The organism is Streptomyces sp. NPDC005435 (assembly GCF_040703155.1).
Taxonomy (GTDB): domain Bacteria; phylum Actinomycetota; class Actinomycetes; order Streptomycetales; family Streptomycetaceae; genus Streptomyces.
Genome location: NZ_JBEXEQ010000003.1, coordinates 264,522 through 283,035 on the forward strand (window position 1 = coordinate 264,522; position 18,514 = coordinate 283,035).

Genomic DNA, 18,514 nt, shown 5'->3' on the forward strand with positions numbered 1-18,514 from the left:
CATGACCAGCACCCTTCTGACCGAGGAACAGCAGGCCCTCGTCGAGGCCACCCTCGACTTCGCCCAGGACCACCTGGCCCCGCACGCCCTGGAGTGGGACCGCGACAAGCACTTCCCCGTGGACGTCCTGCGCAAGGCCGCGGGGCTCGGCCTCGGCGGCGTCTACGTCCGCGAGGAGCACGGTGGCTCCGGCCTCACCCGCTCCGACGGCGTCCTCGTCTTCGAGACCCTGGCCTCCGGCTGCCCGTCCATCGCGGGCTATCTCTCCATCCACAACATGGTCGCCTGGATGATCGACACCTACGGCGACGCGGCCCAGCGCGAGCAATGGCTGCCCCGGCTGTGCGCGATGGACGACCTCACGAGCTACTGCCTGACCGAACCGGGCGCCGGCTCGGACGCGGCGGCCCTGACGAGCCGCGCCGTACGGGACGGGAACGGCTGGGTGCTCACCGGCGTCAAGCAGTTCATCTCCGGCGCCGGCGCCTCCCAGCTGTACGTGGTGATGGCCCGGACCGGCGGCGAGGGCGCCCACGGGGTGTCCGCGTTCGTCGTCGACAAGGACGACCCCGGCCTCGCGTTCGGGCCGGACGAGCGGAAGATGGGCTGGAACGCCCAGCCCACCCGGCAGGTCGTCCTCGACGGCGTCCGACTGCCCGCCGGCCGGCTCCTCGGCCGCGAGGGAGAGGGCTTCCGCATCGCCATGAGCGGCCTCGACGGCGGCCGTCTCGGCATCGCCGCCTGCTCCCTGGGCGGCGCCCGCAGCGCCCTCGACCGCAGCCTGGCCCATCTCGCCGACCGCGAGGCGTTCGGACAGCGCCTCCTCGACGCCCAGGCCCTGCGTTTCCGCCTCGCCGACATGGCGACCGAACTCGCCGCCGCCCGCGCCCTGGTCCAGCAGGCCGCGCAGGCACTCGACAGGCGCGATCCGCAGGCGCCGTACCTGTGCGCGATGGCGAAGCGGTTCGCCACCGACACCGGCTACTCGGTGGCCGACCGCGCGCTCCAGCTCCACGGCGGCTACGGCTACCTCAGCGAGTACGGCATCGAGAAGATCGTCCGTGACCTGCGCGTCCATCAGATCCTGGAAGGAACCAACGAGATCATGCGCGTCATCGTGGCCCGCGGTCTGACGGAGGCGTTCGGATGAGCGACGTCCTGTTCCGTACGCGCGGTCACGCCGCCCACATCACCCTCAACCGCCCCGAGGCGCTCAACTCCCTCACCCACGAGATGGTGCTCCGCATCGACGAGGCGCTCACCGGCTGGGAGCACGATCCGGCCGTCGAGACCGTCGTCATCACCGGCGCGGGGGAGCGAGGCCTGTGCGCCGGGGGCGACATCCGGGCCATTCACGACGACGCCCGGGACGGCGACGGCACCGCCTCGGCCGCGTTCTGGCGGGACGAGTACCGGCTCAACGCCCGGATCGCCCGCTACCCGAAGCCGTACGTCGCCGTCATGGACGGCATCGTGATGGGCGGCGGCGTCGGGATCTCCGCGCACGGCAGCGTCCGGGTCGTCACCGAGCGGTCCCGGGTCGCGATGCCCGAGACCGGCATCGGGTTCGTCCCCGACGTCGGCGGCACCCATCTGCTCGCCCTCGCCCCCGGAGAACTGGGCACCCACCTCGCCCTGACCGGCGCGCCGGTCGGCGCGGGCGACGCCCTGCTGTGCGGACTGGCCGACCACTACCTGCCGTCCGGGTCGGTCCCGGCGTTCCTGGACGACCTCGCCGCGCTTCCCGTACGGGACGCCGTCGCCCGGCACGTCCAGCCGCCCCCGCCCGCCGGACTGGCCGCCCAGCGGCAGTGGATCGACGCCTGCTACGCCGCCGGCACGGTCGAACAGCTCCTGCACCGGCTGCTCGCGCACGAGGACCCCGCCGCGAAGGAGGCGGCGCGCGCCCTGCTCACCAAGTCGCCCACCGCCCTGAAGGTCACTCTGGCGGCGCTGCGCCGCGCCCGCCGGCTCGGCCCTCTGGAGCGGGTGCTCGACCAGGAGTACCGCGTCTCCTGCGCCTGTCTGCGCGGTCCCGACCTGGTGGAGGGCATCCGCGCCCAGGTCATCGACAAGGACCGCAGGCCCAGGTGGTCGCCTGCGACCCTCGCCGAGGTCACGGAAGCGGACGTCGAGCGCTACTTCACCCCTCTCGGCGAGCGCGATCTCGGCCTCGCCGCGGCATCCGACATCACCGAGGAGGTGGTCTGGTGAGCCGTACCGTCGCGTTCATCGGACTCGGACACATGGGCGGCCCGATGGCCGCCAATCTGGCCAAGGCCGGCCACCGGGTGCTCGGCCACGATCTGGTCCCCGCGGCCGTGGAGGCCGCCGCCGGGAGCGGCGTCGAGCCCGCGGCGACGGTGACCGAGGCCGTCGCCGCCGCCGACGTGGTCATCAGCATGCTCCCCGCAGGACGCCACGTCCTCGGTCTCTACGCCGACATCCTGACCGCCGCCCGCCCCGGCACCCTCTTCGTCGACTGCTCCACCATCGACGTCATCGACGCGCGAACGGCTCACGAGCGGGCCCTCGCCGCCGGGATGCGCGCCTTGGACGCGCCCGTGTCCGGCGGGGTGGTCGGCGCCGAGGCCGCCACGCTGACCTTCATGGCCGGTGGGGGCGGGGGCGAGTTCGCCGAGGCACGCCCTCTGCTGGAGATCATGGGCAGGAAGGCCGTGCACTGCGGCGGACCGGGGGCCGGCCAGGCCGCCAAGATCTGCAACAACATGATCCTCGGCGTCTCCATGATCGCCGTCAGCGAGGCGTTCGTCCTCGCCGAGAGCCTCGGCCTCTCCCACCAGGCGCTGTACGACGTGGCCTCGACGGCGTCCGGTCAGTGCTGGGCCCTCAGCGTCAACTGCCCGGTGCCGGGCCCGGTGCCGACCAGCCCCGCCAACCGTGACTACCTGCCCGGCTTCGCCGCCTCCTTGATGGCCAAGGACCTGGGCCTGGCCGCCAACGCCGTCCGTGAGGGCGGTGTGCACGCGGAACTCGGTCTCCGGGCGGCCGAGTTGTACGCGGCCTACGCCGAACGCGTCGGCGACGCGGAGGACTTCTCGGGCATCGTGCGCACCATCAGGGACCGGAGCGGAGAGACCACGTGACCACCGGCCATGAGACCGTCCTCGTCGAACGCAAGGGCCGCACCGCCCTGCTCACCCTCAACCGGCCGAAGGCCCTCAACGCGCTCAACCTCCAGGTGATGAACGAGATGGTCGCCGCGACCGAGGCCCTGGACCGGGACCCGGACTGCGGCTGCATCGTCATCACCGGCTCGGACAGGGCGTTCGCGGCCGGTGCCGACATCAAGGAGATGCGGCCGCAGGGGTACACGGACATGTATCTCGCCGACTGGTTCGCGGCCTGGGACCGGCTCGGACAGCTGCGGACCCCGACCGTGGCGGCCGTCGCGGGGTACGCCCTCGGCGGCGGCTGCGAGTTGGCCATGCTCTGCGACATCCTGCTCGCCGCCGATACGGCGGTGTTCGGCCAGCCCGAGATCAAACTCGGGGTGATCCCCGGTATCGGTGGCTCGCAGCGGCTGACCCGGGCCGTGGGCAAGGCCAAGGCCATGGAGCTGTGCCTGACCGGGCGGACCATGGACGCCGCCGAGGCCGAGCGCAGTGGGCTGGTGTCCCGGGTCGTACCCGCCGACGACCTCCTCGGCGAGGCGCTCGTCGTCGCCGAGACCGTCGCCGGGATGTCGCTGCCGGTCGCGATGATGGCGAAGGAGGCGGTCGCCCGCGCCTTCGAGACCACGCTCGCGGAGGGCGTCCGCTTCGAACGCCGGCTGTTCCACGCGGTGTTCGCGACCGCCGACCAGAAGGAGGGCATGGGCGCCTTCGTCGGCAAGCGGCCGCCCGAGTTCCGGCACCGGTGATCCTCGCCCGAGCCGGAGGGCGCCCGCCCCTCCGGCTCAAGGGCGCCCCGACTCCACCGGATACGGCACATACGTACGCCGGTCGGGGTCGATCGTCAGCCGGCCGCCCGCCGGGGGCCGCGCCCGCTGCGCGCAGTCGCGGCGCTCGCAGATACGGCAGCCGAGACCGATCGGGGTCGCGGAGCGCGGGTCGTCCAGGGCGACGCCCTCGGCGTACACGAGTCGCTGCGCGTGCCGCAGTTCGCAGCCGAGGGCGACGGCGAACTCGGCGCGCGGGGCGTGGTGGCCGAGACCGCCCCGGGTGACGGTGCGCGCGATCCAGAAGTACCGCTTGCCGTCCGGCATTTCCGCGACCTGGGTGAGTATGCGCCCCGGCGCGGAGAACGCCTCGTACACCGTCCACAGCGGGCAGGTGCCGCCCAGGCGGGAGAAGTGGAAGTCGGTCGCGGACTGCCGCTTGGAGATGTTGCCCGCCCGGTCGACCCGGAGGAAGGAGAACGGCACGCCCCGGTGGCCGGTGCGCTGGAGGGTGCTCAGCCGGTGGCAGACCGTCTCGAAGCCGACTCCGAAGCGTGCGGACAGCAGTTCGATGTCGTAGCCCGTCTCCTCCGCGGCCGAGTGGAACGTGGTGTACGGCAGCAGGAGGGCGCCCGCGAAGTAGTTGGCCAGGCCGATGCGGGCCAGCGCCGTGGAGTCGGGGGACGTCAGCTCCGGGGCGCTGGTGGCGAGGTCGTCCAGCAGCGCGCTGTGCTCCAGCAGGGCCAGCTGGGTGGCGAGCTGGAAGGCGCGCTGGCCGTCGCTGAGCCAGGGGGAGAGGAAGAGCAGGCCGGCCGCCGGGTCGTAGCGGCGGGCGTCGGGAGAGTGGCCCGGGGCGCCCTGGACCACCGTGACGCCGTGCCGTGCGGCGAGGCGGGCGGTGAGCGGATCGGCGGTGCGGCCGGGCCGCAGCTCCATGACGTGGGCCGTCTGCTCGGCCTCGGTGTCGAGCGGGTCGAAGTGGTTGTGGTGGGCGTAGAAGAAGTCCCGGACCTCGTCGTGGGGTTCGCCCGAAAGCGGGGGAGTGGCGTCGGAGCCCGGTGAGGCGAGGGCGGCGGCCTGCCCGGCGGCGTCGCGGTAGCGCCGGTGCAGGGCGACCAGCGCGCGGGCCACCTCCGGGTGGTCGCGGGCGGCCTCGGTGATCTCCTCGGCGGCGGGCGGCGCGGCCCCGCACGCCTCGTCGGACAGCGCGTCGCGCAGATCGGCGGCGAGCCGGTCCTCGGCCGCCTCGGAGAAGTACTCCGCGTCGACGCCGAACACCTCCGCGATCCGCCGCAGCACCGGCGCGGTCAGTGGGCGCTGGCCCTGCTCGATCTGGTTGGCGTAGCTGGTGGAAATGGAGAGGGCACGGGCCATGTCGACCTGGTTCATGCCGTGTTCACGGCGCAGCCGGCGCAGTTTGGCAGGGGCGTAGATCTTGCGGGCGTCCGTACGTCGGGTCATCACCGCCTCCTCTCACGGGCCGCGCGGCGTCGGTGCCGGGGGCGGCTTCCTTGCGAACATAGCATCCGCACAATTCGCAGATTTCGCAGTTCCACAGGCTCGCCATGTACGGATTCCGCAGGCCACAGAGGTGGTCCGGAGGCCCTCCGGCGGGCACTCTCGATGACGTCAGACCCGTCCGAACGTCCTCGCGAGGAGTCCCGTGATCGAGCACCACGTCCGAGTCCACCCCAGCGCCGACCGCCTTCCGCGCGAGGACCAGCTCGCCTGGAAGCTCGCCGCCGTGGCCACCGCCACCGAGGAGCCGGACGCCGGCAGCGCGGCCATGGCCGTCAACCGGGTGATCGACAACGCCTCGGTCGCCGTCGCCTCACTGCGGCGCCGCCCGGTCGCCGTCGCTCGCGCCCAGGCCACCGCGCACGGCGCGAGCACCCCCGGCGCCTCCGTCTTCGGCAGCCGCACCCGCGTCTCCCCGGAGTGGGCCGCCTGGGCCAACGGCACGGCGGTCCGCGAACTCGACTTCCACGACACCTACCTGGCCGCCGACTACTCCCACCCCGGCGACAACATCCCGCCCCTGCTCGCCGTCGCCCAGCACACCGGCCGCACCGGCGCCGACCTGCTGCGCGGCATCGTCGCCGCGTACGAGATCCATGTCGCCCTGGTCAAGGGCATCTGTCTGCACGCGCACCGCGTCGACCACGTGGCCCACCTCAGCGCCGCCACCGCCGGTGGCCTGGGCGCCCTGCTCCGGCTGCCGACCGAGACCGTGTACCAGGCCGTGCAGCAGGCGGTGCACACCACCACCGCGACCCGGCAGTCCCGCAAGGGCGAGATCTCCAGCTGGAAGGCGTACGCCCCCGCCTTCGCCGCGAAGGCCGCCATCGAGGCCGTGGACCGCGCGATGCGCGGCGAGACCTCCCCGTCCCCTCTCTACGAGGGCGAGGACGGCTTCCTGGCGTGGATGCTCGACGGCCCGGAATCGGACTACACGGTCCCGCTCCCGGAACCCGGCGAGTCCCGCCGCGCGATCCTCGACACCTACACCAAGGAGCACTCCGCCGAGTACCAGGCCCAGGCGATCATCGACCTGGCCCGCCGGCTGCGCGAGAAGACCGGCCCGCTGGAGAAGGTCCGCTCGGTCGTCCTGCACACCAGCCACCACACCCACCAGGTGATCGGCTCCGGTGCGAACGATCCGCAGAAATTCGACCCGACGGCCAGCCGCGAGACCCTCGACCACTCGGTGCCGTACATCTTCGCCGTCGCCCTGGAGGACGGCACCTGGCACCACGAGCGCTCCTACGCCCCCGAGCGCGCCCGGCGCCCCGAGACCGTCGCGCTCTGGCGGAAGATCAGCACCGTTGAGGACCCCGAGTGGACCCGCCGCTACCACGAACCCGACCCGGACCGCCGTGCCTTCGGCGGCCGCGCCGTGATCACGCTGGAGGACGGCTCCGTGATCGAGGACGAGCTGGCCGTCGCCGACGCCCACCCCGCCGGGGCCCGCCCCTTCGACCGCCCCGCCTACGCGGGCAAGTTCCGCACCCTCACCGAGGGCATCGTCGCCCCGGCCGGCCAGGACCGCTTCCTGGCCGCCGCCGAGCGACTGCCCGGCCTGACCGCCGACGGCCTCGCCGGACTGTTCCCGGCCGTCGACACCGACGCCGTGGCCGCCCACGACGCGACCCTTCCGAAGGGCCTGTTCTGATGCTCCACACCCGCACCACCCCCGCCGGACGCCGCCGCGCCTTCAGGGAACGGCTCGCCGAGGAACGGCTGCTCCTCATGCCCGGCGCCCTGAACCCGCTCTCCGCCCGGCTCATCCAGGACACCGGCTTCGAGGCCGCCTACCTCTCCGGCGCCGTCCTCGCCGCCGACCTGGGCCTGCCCGACATCGGCCTGACCACCGCCACCGAGGTCGCCGCCCGCGCCCAGCAGACGACCCGGGCGACCGATCTGCCCGTCCTCGTCGACGCCGACACCGGCTTCGGCGAGCCGATGAACGCCGCCCGCACCGTCCAGCTCATGGAGGACGCCGGACTGGCCGGCCTCCACCTGGAGGACCAGGTCAACCCCAAGCGCTGCGGCCACCTCGACGGCAAGTCCGTCGTACCCCGCGCGGAGATGACCCGCCGTGTCCGCGCCGCCGTGGACGCCCGCCGCGACCCGGACTTCCTGCTCATGGCCCGCACCGACGCCCGCGCCGTCGAGGGACTGGACGCGGCCATCGACCGCGCGAAGGCGTACGTCGACGCCGGTGCCGACGCGATCTTCCCCGAAGCCCTCGCCGACGAGGCCGAGTTCGAGGCGTTCCGCAAGGCCGTCCCCGTCCCGCTGCTGGCCAACATGACCGAGTTCGGCAAGGGCCCCCTGCTCGGCGCGCGCACGCTGGAGAACCTCGGCTACGACATCGCCCTCTACCCCGTCACCCTGCTCCGCCTGGCCATGGGCGCCGTCGAGGACGGCCTGCGCACCCTCGCCGCCGAAGGCACCCAGGAGTCCCTGCTGCCCCGCATGCAGACCCGCTCCCGCCTCTACGAACTCCTCGGCTACGAGGACTACTCGGCCTTCGACTCGGCCGTCTTCGACTTCACCCTCCCGCCCGGAAACCACCCCGGCACCTGACCCCCGAAGGCAGGCACCCCATGACCACCACCGCACCCGGGATCCACCGGGGACTCGCCGGTGTCGTCGTCGACACCACCGGGATCTCCACCGTCCTCCAGGAGACCAACTCCCTCACCTACCGCGGCTACGCGGTCCAGGACCTGGCCGCCCACCGCTCCTTCGAGGAGGTCGCGTATCTGCTCTGGCACGGCGAACTCCCCGACCCCGTCCAGCTGCGCGAGTTCCAGGCCCGCGAGCGCGCCCTGCGGCCTCTGGACCGCACCACCGCGGAACTGCTCGCGCGACTGCCCACCACGTGCCACCCGATGGACGTGCTGCGCACCGCCGTCAGCTTCTTCGGCGCCGAGGACCCCACCGAGGACGACGGCAGCCCCGCCGCCAACCGCGCCAAATCCCTCGCCCTGCTGGCGAAACTGCCCACCGTGGTCGCCGCCGACCAGCGCCGGCGCCGAGGACTCGCCCCGATCCCGCCCGACCCCGACCTCGGGTACGCGGAGAACTTCTTCCACATGTGCTTCGGCACGGTGCCCGACCCGGACGTGGTGCGCTGCTTCGAGATCTCGCTCACGCTGTACGCCGAACACAGCTTCAACGCCTCGACGTTCACCGCGCGGGTCGTCACCTCGACGCTCTCCGACCTGTACAGCGCGGTCACCGCCGCGATCGGCGCCCTCAAGGGCCCGCTGCACGGCGGTGCCAACGAAGCGGTGATGCACATGCTCGCCGAGATACCCGACCCGGCCGGAGCCGAGGCGTGGCTGGAGTCCGCGCTGGCCGACAAGCGGAAGATCATGGGCTTCGGCCACCGCGTCTACAAGCACGGCGACTCCCGCGTACCGATCATGCAGGGTGCCCTGGACCGCCTGGTCGCCCGTGCCGGTGACCCCGGGACGACCCGGCTGGCCACCCTGCACGCGGCCCTGCGGCACGCCATGCTCACCCGCAAGGGCATCCACCCCAACCTCGACTACCCGGCCGGGCTCGCCTACCACCTGATGGGCTTCGACACCCCCACCTTCACCCCGATCTTCGTGATGAGCCGGATCACCGGCTGGACCGCCCACATCACCGAACAGCTCGCGCACAACGCGCTGATCCGCCCACTGGCCTCGTACGACGGTCCCGGCCGGCGCCCGGTCCCCACGGACTCCTAACCGGCGGCCTGGCAACCCGCCTCCACCATCGGTGCCTCGGCTTCCGGTGTCTCCGCCTCCTCCCCGGGCCGCAGCACCTGGGCACCGGCGAGCAGCGACTCGATCAACTCGTCCAGTTCGAGGCGCCGTTCCACCGCCCGCACCTGGGGCAGCCGGGCCCGGGTGGTGACCCGAGGCGGGGCGAGCAGGGTGCAGCAGTCCTCGTCGGGGAGGACGGAGATGCCGGCGGTGCCGATCGTGCGGGCCTCGTCGATGATCTCCTGCTTCACCCAGCCGATCAGCGGGCGCAGGACCGGCAGGGACGCCGCCTCGTCCACCGCGGCCAGATTGGCCAGCGTCTGGCTCGCCACCTGCCCCAGGCTGTCCCCGGTGACCAGCGCCTGGGCACCGGTGCGGGCGGCCAGCGCCGAGGCGGTGCGCACCATCAGCCGCCGCTGGGCGACCACCTGGAGCCGCCCCGCGCCCGCCACGGCCAGCTGCTTCTGCGCCTTGCCGAGGGCGATGACGTGCAGGGCGCCGGGCGGCTGGCAGCGGTTCAGCTCGCGCGCCAGGGCGTAGGCCTTGTAGACCGATGACGGGTTCGTGTACGGCGCCCCGTTGAAGTGCACGAAGTCGCAGGACAGCCCCCGTCGCATGGCGCGGTGCGCGGCCACCGGGGAGTCGTAGCCGCCGGACAGCAGCACCAGGGCGCGTCCGCTGGACCCCACCGGCAGACCACTCAGACCTGGGTGGCGTTCCCAGGAGAGGTAGGTCTCCTTGCGGTCGATCTCCACCGTGAGGGTGATGTCCGGGGCGGAGAGGTCGACGGGCAGTCCGGGCACGCCCTCCCGGACGCGGGCGCCGAGATGCGCCTCCATCCGGGACGAGGTCAGCGGAAACCCCTTGTCCCGTCGCTTCACCCGGACCGCGAAGCCGCGCACCCGGCGTTCGGCGCGTACCGCCCGCAGCGCGTCGACCGACGCGTCCGTGATGGCGTCCAGGGTGCTCGGCACCCGGACGGCCGGGGCCACCGAGTTGAACCCGATGACCTGCCGGGCCCGCTCCACCAGCGTGGCCACGGGGACCTGGCCGCCCAGTACGGTGACGTTCTGGGCGGTCTTGATCCAAGTGGAGCCGCCGACGCCGCGCAGGGCGACGCGGAGGTTGTCGTGCAGCCGCTCGGTGAAGAGATGGCGGTTGCGCCCCTTGAGGAAGATCTCCCCGTGTTTGAGCAGTACACAGTCAGTGCCGGACATGCCGCGTCTCCTCAGAAGTCCCAGTCGTCGTCGGCGGTGTCCTCGGCCTTGCCCATCACATAGGACGAGCCGGAGCCGGAGAAGAAGTCGTGGTTCTCGTCCGCGCCCGGGGAGAGCGCGGCCAGGATCTCCGGGTTGACCTCGGTCACGGCGGCGCCGAAGCGGGCGTCGTAGCCGAGGTTCATCAGCGCCTTGTCGGCGTTGTAGCGGACGAAGACGGCCACGTCGTCCATCAGTCCGAGCGGCTCGTACAGCTCACCGGAGTAGCGGAGCTCCAGTTCGTACAGCTCCTCCAGCAGCGCGAACGTGAAGGCGCGCATCTCCTCCTGGCCGGCCGGGCTCAGCTTCTCCAGGCCGCGCTGGTACTTGTAGCCCGAGTAGTAGCCGTGTACCGCCTTGTCGCGCAGGATGAGCCGGATCATGTCGGCGGTGTTGGTGAGCAGGGCGTGGGTCGAGAAGTGCAGCGGGAGATAGAAGCCCGCGTACAGCAGCAGGGACGACAGCAGGGTGGAGGCGACCTTCCGCTTGAGCGGGTCGTCGCCGTAGTAGTACTTCAGGACCGTCTTGCAGCGTTGCTGGAGGACGTCGTTGTCCACCGCCCAGCGGTAGGCGTCGTCGATCTCGGGGGTGTTCGCGAGCGTGGAGAAGACCGAGGAGTAGCTGCGGGCGTGCACGGCCTGCATGAAGGCGATGTTGGTGTACACCGCCTCCTCGTGCTCGGTGCGCGCGTCCTGGATCTGCACAATCTCGCCGACGGTGGCCTGCACCGTGTCGAGCATGGTCAGACCGGTGAACACCCGCATGGTGAGGGTGCGTTCCTCGGGGGAGAGCCGCTGCTGCCAGGCGGAGAGGTCACCGGAGAGCGGCACCTTCTCGGGCAGCCAGAAGTTCGAGGTCAGACGGTTCCAGACCTCGAGGTCCTTCTCGTCGGTGACCCGGTTCCAGTTGACCGGGCGGAGCCGGGCGGCGGGGTCGTGCCGGTAGGACGGGGGCGTGACCGACAGGCCGGTCAGCGGGGTGGGGGTGGTGGTCATCGTCGGTGCTTTCACGAGCGGGTCGGGGCGGGTCACAGGGTGCAGGAGAGGCAGTTCTCGATCTCGGTGCCCTCCAGCGCCTCCTGGCGCAGCCGGATGTAGTAGAGGGTCTTGACGCCCTTGCGCCAGGCGTGGATCTGGGCCTTGTTCAGGTCACGCGTGGTGGCCGTGTCCCGGAAGAACAGCGTGCAGCTCAGCCCCTGGTCGACGTGCCGGGTGGCGGCCGCGTAGGTGTCGATGATCTTCTCGTAGCCGATCTCGTACGCGTCCTGGAAGTACTCCAGGTTGTCGTCGTCCATGTGCGGCGCCGGGTAGTAGACGCGGCCGAGCCGGCCCTCCTTGCGGATCTCCACCTTGGCGGCGACCGGGTGGATGGAGGCGGTGGCGTCGTTGATGTAGCTGATGGAGCCGGTGGGCGGCACGGCCTGGAGGTACTGGTTGTAGATGCCGTGCTCCATGACGGAGGCGCGCAGCTCCCGCCAGTCGGCCTGGTCCGGCAGCCGCACCCCGGCCTCCGCGAACAGGGCCCGCACCCGCTCGGTGGCCGGCTCCCACGCCCGCTCGGTGTACTTGTCGAAGTACGAGCCGTCGGCGTACGCGGACTGCTCGAAGCCGTCGAAGGCGGTGCCGCGTTCCCGCGCGATCCGGTTCGAGGCGCGCAGCGCGTGATAGGCGACGGCGTAGAAGTACATGTCCGTGAAGTCGACGCCCTCCTCGCTGCCGTAATGGATGTGCCGCGAGGCGAGGTAGCCGTGCAGGTTCATCTGGCCGAGGCCGATGGCGTGCGACAGCTCGTTGCCGCGGGCCACGGACGGCACGGCGTCGATGTACGACTGGTCGGAGACCGAGGTCAGCCCGCGCACCGCCGTCTCCACGGTGGCCCCGAAGTCCGGGGAGGCCATCGCCGCCGCGATGTTCAGCGAACCCAGATTGCAGGAGATGTCCTTGCCGACGTGCTCGTACCCGAGCGAAGTGTCGTACGTGCTGGGCGTGTTGACCTGGAGAATCTCCGAGCACAGGTTGGACATGTTGATCCAGCCGGGGATCGGGTTCGCCCGGTTCACCGTGTCCTCGAACAGCAGATACGGGTAACCCGACTCGAACTGCAGCTCCGCGACCGTCTTGAAGAACTCGCGGGCGCTCAACGTGGTCTTGCGGATACGGGGGTTGGCGACCAGGTCGTCGTAGTGCTCGCTCACCGACAGGTCCGACAGCGGCTTGCCGTACTCGCGTTCCACGTCGTACGGCGAGAACAGGTGCATGTCCTCGTTGCGCTTGGCGAGTTCGAAGGTGATGTCCGGGACGACCACGCCGAGCGAGAGGGTCTTGATGCGGATCTTTTCGTCCGCGTTCTCCCGCTTGGTGTCCAGGAACCGCATGATGTCCGGGTGATGGGCGTGCAGATACACCGCGCCCGCGCCCTGCCGCGCGCCGAGCTGGTTGGCGTACGAGAAGGAGTCCTCCAGGAGCTTCATCACCGGGACCACGCCCGAGGACTGGTTCTCGATTTTCTTGATCGGGGCGCCGCGCTCCCGCAGGTTGGTCAGCAGCAGGGCGACCCCACCGCCCCGCTTGGACAGCTGGAGCGCGGAGTTGACACCCCGGCCGATCGATTCCAGGTTGTCCTCGACGCGCAGCAGGAAGCAGGAGATCAGCTCGCCGCGCTGCGCCTTGCCGGCGTTGAGGAAGGTGGGGGTGGCGGGCTGGAAACGGCCGGTCATCATCTCGTCGACCAGCCGGGACGCCAACTCCTCGTCCCCGGCGCCGAGATACAGGGCGGTGGCGACCACCCGGTCCTCGTACCGCTCCAGGTAACGGGAGTTGTCGAACGTCTTCAGCGTGTACGAGGTGTAGTACTTGAACGCGCCGAGGAAGGTGCGGAACCGGTGCTCGTGGGCGTACGCCTGCCGGTACAGGCCCTTGACGAACTCCCACGGGTAGCGCCGGATCGGCGCGGCCTCGTAATAGTCGTTGTCGATCAGATAGCCGATCTTCTCCTCCAGCGTGGGGAAGACCACCGTGTTCGGGTTCACGTGCTGGAGGAAGTACTGCCGGACGGCCTCGCGGTCCTTGCCGAACTGGATGCGGCCGTCGCAGTCGTACATGTTCAGCATGGCGTTGAGCGCGTGGTAGTCCTTGCGCGCGCCGACCGATTCGCGCGGGGCCACCGGCGTGCCGATGGCCGGGGTGCCGATGGCCGGGGTGCCGACGACGGGAGTGGTCATGCCGCCGGCCGCCGCTGCGCCGAGTCCGCCGGTCGCTGCTGCGCCGAGTGTCGTGTCCAAAACGTCTGAAGTCCTTCCCTCACGGCGCGGACATCGCGGTCCGTGCCCAGCAGTTCGAATCGGTACAGCTCGGGGACACCGCACTTGGCCGAGATGACCCGGCCCGCCAGGCAGTAGTCCACGCCGAAGTTGGTGTTTCCCGAGGCGATCACCCCGCGCAGCAGGGCGCGGTTGGCCTCGACGTTCAGAAAGCGGATCACCTGCTTGGGGACCGCACCGGCGCGCTCGCCGCCGCCGTAGGTCGGCACGATCAGCACATAGGGCTCGGTCACCCGCGGCAGGCCCTCGCGGTGGGGGTGCAGGGGGATGCGCGTGGCGGGCAGGCCCAGTTTCCCCACGAAGCGTTTGGTGTTCTCCGAGACGCTGGAGAAATACACGAGACCGCTCATCGACCGCCGTCTCCTCTCGCTCGTTCCCGTCCGGGTCCGAGGACCTTGGGGGAGGAGCGGAGCGGCGCGTACGACGGGACGCCGGGGCGGCGGAGAAATCGCCTCACCCGGATCCGAGCGTCTGCCACCTGGCCCTCCCTCGGGGCCTCGGAGCGCGCACACCGCGGACCGGCGTGCGCGCCGGTGGCAGGTCTTCGGACTCGCGGGCACGTCCTCCTCGTATCGGAGGACACCTACCGGCCGTCGCTTCCCAGGCCCCCTTCCGGGGCCCAGTGCTCATGACGGCGGTCGTTCCCGCTCACCGCTGCGGGGCAGTCCCGGATTCCCACCGGGTTCCCTCTTGCGACGCCGGACACAGGAGCGCCCGGCGAACCACCAGCACCGACAACACTACATCTAGATCTCGGCGTGCGGGTGCAAGCCAGATGTTGTGTTGCCGACAAAACTTAGGTATACCTAAGTCTCGCTGCGGAGCCGCTCGGCGACAGAGCCGATCAGGACGCGGAAAAGCCGCGCGGGGCACTGGATCCCAGTGCCCCGCGCGACTCTTCCGCCGGCCTTCACCCCTGGTCGTACACGTGGAACCCGCGCCCGCTCTTCCGCCCGAGCAGCCCGGCCTCGACCATCCGCTGGAGCAGCGGGGGAGGGGCGTAGAGGGGTTCGCGGAACTCGTCGTACAGCGACTCCGCGATCGAGGCGACGGTGTCCAGGCCGATGAGGTCGGCGAGCCTGAGCGGGCCCATCGGGTGGGCGCAGCCCAGCTCCATCCCGGCGTCGATGCCGGCGGCGGTCGCGAAGCCGGACTCCGCCATCCGGACGGCGGCGAGCAGGTAGGGGATGAGCAGGGCGTTGACGACGAAGCCGGCGCGGTCCCGCGAGCGGATCACCGTCTTGCCCAGCGCGCGCGTGGCGAAGTCCTCCACCGCGAGGGTCGTCCCGGCCGAGGTGTGCAGTGAGCTGACCACCTCGACGAGGGGCAGTACGGGGACGGGGTTGAAGAAGTGCAGGCCCACGACCCGGTCGGCGCGGGAGGTGGCCATGCCGAGCCGCATGACCGGGAGGGAGGAGGTGTTGGTGGCGAGGACCGCCGCCGGATCCTTGACGATCTTGTCGAGGGCGGCGAACACCTCGGTCTTCGCGTCCGCGTTCTCCACGACGGCCTCGACGACGAGCTGCCGGTCGGCCAGGTCGTCCAGACTGCCGGTGAACACCATCCGGGCGAGCGCGTCCCGTGCCGCCTCCCGCTCCAGCTTTCCGCGCCGTACCGCCCGGTCGAGCGACGCGGCGACCCGGTCGCGTGCCGCGCGGGCGGCCACCGCGTCCACCTCGCAGACCACGGTGTCCAGCCCGGCCCGCGCGCACACCTCCGCGATGCCCGCACCCATCTGCCCGCCGCCGACCACGCCGACGCGTGCGATCACCGCGCTCACGCCCGGGCCTCCGTCCGGCGCACGAGGTGGTGGGTGTAGGCGTCCGGGGTGAAGAAGAGGGGCAACTCACCGCTCATGGCGGTCCGTTCGAAGAGGGCACGGATGTCGTCGACGGGTGCCCACGGGTACGCGGCGCCGAGCGCGGCGATCTCGTCGTCGAGGATCCGCTCCACGGCCGGCCGGTCGACCACCCGGTGCCGCAGCCACTGCCAGATCTGCACCCGGGCGATCTCCGCGGTGGCCGCGTCCTCCATCAGACCGTCCAGCGCGACCGCCCCCTGCCCGCGCAGCCAGGCCGCGAAGTAGCGCAGCGCGACCGAGACGTTGGTGCGCACGCCCTCGGGCGTCGGCGGACCGCTGATCCGCCGCACCGACAGCAGGTCGGCCGGTGCCACCTCCACGTCGTGCCGCGCGCGGTCGATCTGGTGCGCCCGGTCGCCGAGGACGCCGTCGAAGACCTCGCGGCACACGGGGACGAGCGCGGGATGGGCCACCCAGGACCCGTCGAAACCGTCCTCCGCCTCCCGCTCCTTGTCCAGCCGCACCTTGGCGATCGCGGCCTCGTTCGCGGCCGGGTCCTTGACCGGGACCTGCGCGGCCATGCCCCCGATGGCGTGGGCGCCGCGCTTGTGGCAGGTGCGGACGAGGAGCTCGGTGTACGCCCGCATGAAGGGCGCGGTCATGGTGACCCTGGCCCGGTCGGGCAGGAGGAAGTCCGTGCGGTGGCCGAAGGTCTTGATGACGCTGAAGAGGTAGTCCCAGCGGCCGGCGTTCAGGCCCGCGCTGTGCTCGCGCAGCTCGTAGAGGATCTCCTCCATCTCGAACGCGGCGGTGATGGTCTCGATGAGCACGGTGGCCCGGACGGTGCCGCGCGGGATGCCCAGCAGATCCTGGGCGGCGCTGAAGACGTCGTTCCAGAGCCGGGCCTCGTACCGGTTCTCCAGCTTGGGGAGGTAGAAGTACGGGCCGTACCCGGCGTCGATCTGCCGCTGCGCGCAGTGGAAGAAGTAGAGGCCGAAGTCGACGAGCGCGGCGGGCACGGGCCGCCCGTCGTACTCCAGGTGCTCCTCGTCCAGATGCCAGCCGCGCGGGCGGACCATGATCGTGGCGACCCGCTCGCCCAGCCGGTACTCCTTGCCCTCGGGCGTGGTGAAGTCGATCCGGCGCTCGATGGCGTCGAGGAGATGGAGCTGGCCGCCGATCACGTTGTCCCACAGGGGCGCGGTGGCGTCCTCGAAGTCCGCCATCCACACCTGGGCACCGGAGTTGAGGGCGTTGACGGTCATCCGGCGGTCGGGCGGCCCGGTGATCTCCACGCGCCGGTCGGTGAGCCCGGGCGCGGGCGGCGCGACCCGCCAGGACGGGTCGGCACGGAGGGCGGCGGTGACGAGGGGGAAGCCGAGCGGGGAGCCCGACGCCAGCCGGAGCGCCTGCCGGCGGCGCTCCTTCATCAAGTCCCGCCGACGCGGCTCGAACTCCTCGGCCAGCTTGCCGATGAAGTCCAGGGCGGCGGGCGTGAGGATCTCGTCGTGCCGGTGGCCGGGTGCGGCCAGGACGCGGAGCTGCGGGGTGAACGTGGTGGTGGACATCGGGATCTCCTCAAGGGTGGGAGCGGAGGGGGACGGAGGCGGTCGTCCCCCTCCGCCCGGCCGGCGGTGCCCGCTGCGGCGGCTTAGTGGAACTGCTCCTGCTCGGTGGAACCCGCCAGCGCGGTGGTGGAGGAGGCGGGGTTGACGGCGGTGGACACCAGGTCGAAGTAGCCGGTGCCGACCTCCCGTTGGTGCCTCACCGCGGTGAACCCGTGCTCCTGCGCGGCGAACTCCCGCTCCTGGAGGTCGACATAGGCGGTCATGCCGTGCTCGGCGTAGCCGCGCGCGAGGTCGAACATCCCGTGGTTGAGGGAGTGGAAGCCCGCGAGGGTGATGAACTGGAACCGGTAGCCCATCGCGCCGAGTTCACGCTGGAACTTGGCGATCTGATCGTCGTCCAGCGCCGCCTTCCAGTTGAAGGACGGCGAGCAGTTGTACGCGAGCATCTGGTCCGGGTACCGCGCGTGGATCGCCTCGGCGAACTCGCGGGCCTGCTCCAGGTCCGGGGTGCCGGTCTCGACCCACAGGAGGTCGGCGTACGGGGCGTAGGCGAGACCGCGCGCGATGACCGGCGCCATGCCGCCTCGGACGCGGTAGAAGCCCTCCGCCGTGCGCTCGCCCGTCACGAACTCGGCGTCACGCTCGTCGACATCGCTGGTCAGCAGGTTGGCGGCCAGCGCGTCGGTGCGGGCGACGACGACGGTCGGCACATCCGCGATGTCGGCCGCGAGACGGGCCGCGTTGAGGGTGCGGATGTGCTGCGAGGTCGGCACGAGGACCTTGCCGCCGAGGTGGCCGCACTTCTTCTCGGAGGCGAGCTGGTCCTCGTAGTGGATGCCGGCCGCGCCCGCCGCGATCATCGCCTTGGTCAGCTCGAAGGCGTTCAGCGGGCCGCCGAAGCCCGCCTCGGCGTCGGCGACGATCGGCACCAGCCAGTCGGTGGTGTCGCCCGCGCCCTCGGCGGTGGCGATCTGGTCGGCGCGCAGCAGCGCGTTGTTGATCCGACGGACCACCTGGGGAACGGAGTTGGCGGGGTACAGGCTCTGGTCGGGGTAGGTGTGCCCGGCCTGGTTGGCGTCGGCGGCGACCTGCCAGCCGGACAGGTAGACGGCCTGGAGCCCGGCCTTCACCTGCTGCACCGCCTGGCCGCCGGTCAGCGCGCCCAGCGCGTGCACGTAGTCCAGCTCGTGCAGCTGGCGCCAGAGCCGCTCGGCGCCGCGCCGGGCCAGGGTGTGCTCCTCGCGGACACTGCCGGAGAGCCGTACGACGTCCTCGGCGGTGTAGGTGCGCTCGATGCCCTGCCACCTCGGGTCGGTGGCCCAGCGCCGCGCCAGCTCCTCGGCCGCCTGCGTCCTCGCGTCTGCCATGACTGTCACCGTCTCCTCGGTCTGTGCCGGTTGCCAAT

The 18,514-nt window shown here is 71.5% G+C and carries 15 protein-coding genes and 1 riboswitch; of the genes, 7 read left to right on the forward strand and 8 right to left on the reverse strand.

All coding sequences use genetic code 11. The features are described from left to right. Position 1 precedes the first annotated feature (1 nt). From AB0898_RS06110 to AB0898_RS06125, 4 genes are read left to right on the forward strand one after another with little or no spacing between them, the layout of a single operon-like run. Entirely contained in the window at positions 2-1,150 is a 1,149-nt protein-coding gene (locus tag AB0898_RS06110) for an acyl-CoA dehydrogenase family protein (RefSeq protein ID WP_366801612.1), read from the forward strand. Further along, entirely contained in the window at positions 1,147-2,214 is a 1,068-nt protein-coding gene (locus AB0898_RS06115; protein WP_366801613.1) for an enoyl-CoA hydratase/isomerase family protein, read from the forward strand. Before AB0898_RS06110 ends, AB0898_RS06115 begins: the two co-directional genes overlap by 4 nt. Continuing rightward, a complete protein-coding gene (gene mmsB, locus AB0898_RS06120; RefSeq protein WP_366801614.1) occupies positions 2,211-3,107 on the forward strand; it encodes a 3-hydroxyisobutyrate dehydrogenase in 897 nt (298 codons plus the stop codon). The genes AB0898_RS06115 and mmsB overlap by 4 nt, the downstream gene beginning before the upstream one ends. Beyond that, positions 3,104-3,883: an enoyl-CoA hydratase gene (locus AB0898_RS06125; RefSeq protein ID WP_366801615.1), complete on the forward strand. Its 780-nt coding sequence runs from the start codon at positions 3,104-3,106 to the stop codon at positions 3,881-3,883. Before mmsB ends, AB0898_RS06125 begins: the two co-directional genes overlap by 4 nt. Before the next feature lie 36 nt (positions 3,884-3,919). On the opposite strand, the gene AB0898_RS06130 is transcribed toward AB0898_RS06125, so the two are convergent. Next, on the reverse strand, positions 3,920-5,362 hold the full coding sequence (locus tag AB0898_RS06130) for a short-chain fatty acyl-CoA regulator family protein (RefSeq protein ID WP_366801616.1): 1,443 nt from the start codon (positions 5,360-5,362) through the stop codon (positions 3,920-3,922). A gap of 202 nt (positions 5,363-5,564) precedes the next feature. Between AB0898_RS06130 and AB0898_RS06135 the strand changes: the two genes are divergently transcribed. From AB0898_RS06135 to AB0898_RS06145, 3 genes are read left to right on the forward strand one after another with little or no spacing between them, the layout of a single operon-like run. After that, positions 5,565-7,073, forward strand: coding sequence for an MmgE/PrpD family protein (locus AB0898_RS06135; protein ID WP_366801617.1), 1,509 nt, complete (start codon positions 5,565-5,567; stop codon positions 7,071-7,073). Next, complete coding sequence (gene prpB, locus AB0898_RS06140) at positions 7,073-7,990, forward strand: methylisocitrate lyase (protein WP_366801618.1); 918 nt, start codon at positions 7,073-7,075, stop codon at positions 7,988-7,990. The genes AB0898_RS06135 and prpB overlap by 1 nt, the downstream gene beginning before the upstream one ends. Before the next feature lie 20 nt (positions 7,991-8,010). Further along, positions 8,011-9,147, forward strand: coding sequence for a bifunctional 2-methylcitrate synthase/citrate synthase (locus AB0898_RS06145; protein ID WP_366801619.1), 1,137 nt, complete (start codon positions 8,011-8,013; stop codon positions 9,145-9,147). On the opposite strand, the gene thiI is transcribed toward AB0898_RS06145, so the two are convergent. From thiI to aceA, 7 genes are all read right to left on the reverse strand, one after another. Beyond that, positions 9,144-10,382, reverse strand: a complete 1,239-nt coding sequence (gene thiI / locus AB0898_RS06150) for a tRNA uracil 4-sulfurtransferase ThiI (protein ID WP_366801620.1) — start codon at positions 10,380-10,382, stop codon at positions 9,144-9,146. The genes AB0898_RS06145 and thiI overlap by 4 nt on opposite strands. A gap of 11 nt (positions 10,383-10,393) precedes the next feature. Further along, positions 10,394-11,416, reverse strand: a complete 1,023-nt coding sequence (nrdF, locus tag AB0898_RS06155; protein ID WP_366801621.1) for a class 1b ribonucleoside-diphosphate reductase subunit beta — start codon at positions 11,414-11,416, stop codon at positions 10,394-10,396. 32 nt (positions 11,417-11,448) lie between these two features. Further along, the gene (gene nrdE, locus AB0898_RS06160) at positions 11,449-13,641 is read right to left on the reverse strand and encodes a class 1b ribonucleoside-diphosphate reductase subunit alpha (protein ID WP_366801680.1); all 2,193 of its coding nucleotides are present in this window, start codon (positions 13,639-13,641) and stop codon (positions 11,449-11,451) included. Beyond that, the gene (nrdI, locus tag AB0898_RS06165) at positions 13,638-14,090 is read right to left on the reverse strand and encodes a class Ib ribonucleoside-diphosphate reductase assembly flavoprotein NrdI (protein ID WP_366801622.1); all 453 of its coding nucleotides are present in this window, start codon (positions 14,088-14,090) and stop codon (positions 13,638-13,640) included. Before nrdI ends, nrdE begins: the two co-directional genes overlap by 4 nt. A gap of 167 nt (positions 14,091-14,257) precedes the next feature. Further along, positions 14,258-14,482: riboswitch (cobalamin riboswitch) on the reverse strand. 168 nt (positions 14,483-14,650) lie between these two features. After that, positions 14,651-15,520, reverse strand: coding sequence for a 3-hydroxybutyryl-CoA dehydrogenase (locus AB0898_RS06170; protein ID WP_366801623.1), 870 nt, complete (start codon positions 15,518-15,520; stop codon positions 14,651-14,653). Next, positions 15,517-17,109, reverse strand: coding sequence for a malate synthase A (gene aceB / locus AB0898_RS06175; RefSeq protein WP_366801624.1), 1,593 nt, complete (start codon positions 17,107-17,109; stop codon positions 15,517-15,519). The genes AB0898_RS06170 and aceB overlap by 4 nt, the downstream gene beginning before the upstream one ends. 83 nt (positions 17,110-17,192) lie before the next feature. Continuing rightward, positions 17,193-18,476: an isocitrate lyase gene (gene aceA, locus AB0898_RS06180; RefSeq protein ID WP_366801625.1), complete on the reverse strand. Its 1,284-nt coding sequence runs from the start codon at positions 18,474-18,476 to the stop codon at positions 17,193-17,195. Positions 18,477-18,514: the final 38 nt, after the last annotated feature.